Raw genomic sequence first — 1962 nt, forward strand, 5'->3', positions numbered from 1 at the left:
CTCCCCAACCCCTCCCCGTGGTGTTCCCGACCGCTCCCCCGGTGGGGCCCCGGGGCCCCACCGGGGGAGCGGGGGCGCCTCAGTGGTCCGTCGGGCGCCGGGGCACCGTGGTGCCGGGCACCTCGTACTCCTGCCGGCGCCCGCACATGCCCCATCCGCCGTGGCGCGTGGGTTCCACCGCCCGCACCCGGGATTCGGCCGGATCCGGCTCCTCGCCCCGCTCCAGGGCGTCCAGGACCCGGCCGGTGCTCAGGGCCGCCTCCATCGCCCCGGCCCGCCAGCGCTCGCGCCAGGCGGCCACCCGGGGGGCCACCAGCCGGGCCGCCGCCGCGCGGAACTCCCGCAACGGGCCGTCGTCGCCGGCCTCCAGCGCCCGCCGCAGTTCGACGTAGCCGGCCACGGCGAGGTCCCGACGCCGTCGGGCGGCCTCCCCGGCCGCCGGGTCGTCGGGCGGCGGCAGGGCCACCGCCCGGGCGTAGGTCTCCGCGTCCACGAGGTATTCGGACGGCAGGGTCAGCACGGCGTCCCCGGCCTCCGGCAGGCCGCTGTTCTGCATGATCACCGTCACCCGGAGCCCGCCCCGGTTGACCATCCGGTGCACGGTGCCCGGTGTGAACCAGACCACCGCCCCCGGCGCCAGGGGATGGGCCCGGTACCCGCGCGGCCCGGGGGCGGCACCCCCGTCGTTCGGAGGGCTCCCGACGCTCCCGCCGCCGGGCTCCGGGGCGCCCTCCGGCAGGAAGGGGGTGAGGGTCTGCACCTCGCCCTCCCCCGCCGTGACCACGTACGCCTCGGCACAGGCCAGGTGCAGGTGGGGACTGCCCGAGCAGACCCCGTCGGCGGCGGGCCAGTCGTAGGCGGTGATGTGGGAGATCCCGACGCCGCCGGGCAGCGGGTCCGGCAGCGGGGCGAAGGGCACCCCGTCGACGGTGTGCGGCCCGGCCGGGGCCCCGGGTCCGTCGTGCGCCGCCGCGCTCACCGGGCCGCCCCGCCCGCGCCGCCCGACTCCTCGTCCCAGGGGTGGTCCCTCAGCCAGCCCTCCACCCGTTCGACGTCCCACTCGCCGTCGGCGACGACCATCCGGTAGCGGTAGGAGAAGGAGTCACCGGGGGCGAGCTCGAACTCCTCGAAGAACGCCCAGGAGAGGGCGACGGTGGGCCAGGGCAGGGAGCGCACGAACCAGTGCGAGGGGTGGATGGAGCGCTCGTTGTCCGGGTGGTGGGCGAAGACCAGGGTGGAGGCGTCGTCCACCTCGTCGTGCACGGCGGTGAAGCCCAGCCAGGGGGCGTCGGCCACCGGGGTGCCCATGGTCTCCCGGTCCGTGGAGGGGCCGGCGGGGGTGAGCACCCGTCCGCCCGCGAAGTCGCGCGGACCGCGCCACTGCAGACCGGTGTAGCCCGCCATCTCCCGCCCGGCGGTGGTCGGGCTGCCGAAGCGCAGCGGCAGGTCGCGGACGTTGGTCAGGTGGATCGACCAGTCCAGCGCCCAGGAGCCCCCGGCCGGGTCCACCGAGTGCACCAGCAGGCCCCGGCGTTCGCGACACCACTCCTCGCCGGTGTGGTTGATCCAGGTCAGGTTCTCCTCCAGGCGCGCCCGGTCGGCGTCGGCGACGACCGCCTCGAAGCCGTCGTGCCGCATCCACCCCACCCGCTCGGGGATGCGCTGGTACCCCTTGCCGTGGATGTAGGAGTTGCCGCCCCAGAAGTTCTGCTCGGACAGGTGACTGGAGGTCATCTGCACGCCCTTGTGCCACCGGTGGTCGTTGGGCCGGTACCCGGTGACGGTGTTGCCGGCGAGGGTGCGCACCGGATGGGCGTAGGGCTTGCGGGATTCGTACGGCTCCGGGTCGGGGCGGTAGACGTAGGACAGGATCTCGGTGTCACCGACCGTCACCACCACGCGGTCGCCGTGGTGGTGGGTGAGGGTGGGGGTCCCGCCGTCCGCGACGGGGGACGGGGGCAC

2 protein-coding genes are annotated in these 1962 nt (G+C 75.8%); both read right to left on the minus strand.

What is annotated here, in order from left to right:
* Nucleotides 1–79: 79 nt before the first annotated feature.
* Entirely contained in the window at nt 80–919 is an 840-nt protein-coding gene (locus FOE67_RS24155; protein WP_182666952.1) for a cupin, read from the minus strand.
* 56 nt (nt 920–975) lie between these two features.
* Complete coding sequence (locus FOE67_RS24160; protein WP_182666951.1) at nt 976–1962, minus strand: DUF6807 domain-containing protein; 987 nt, start codon at nt 1960–1962, stop codon at nt 976–978.

It is taken from the genome of Streptomyces calidiresistens, from assembly GCF_014141525.1.
Classification (GTDB): domain Bacteria; phylum Actinomycetota; class Actinomycetes; order Streptomycetales; family Streptomycetaceae; genus Streptomyces; species Streptomyces calidiresistens.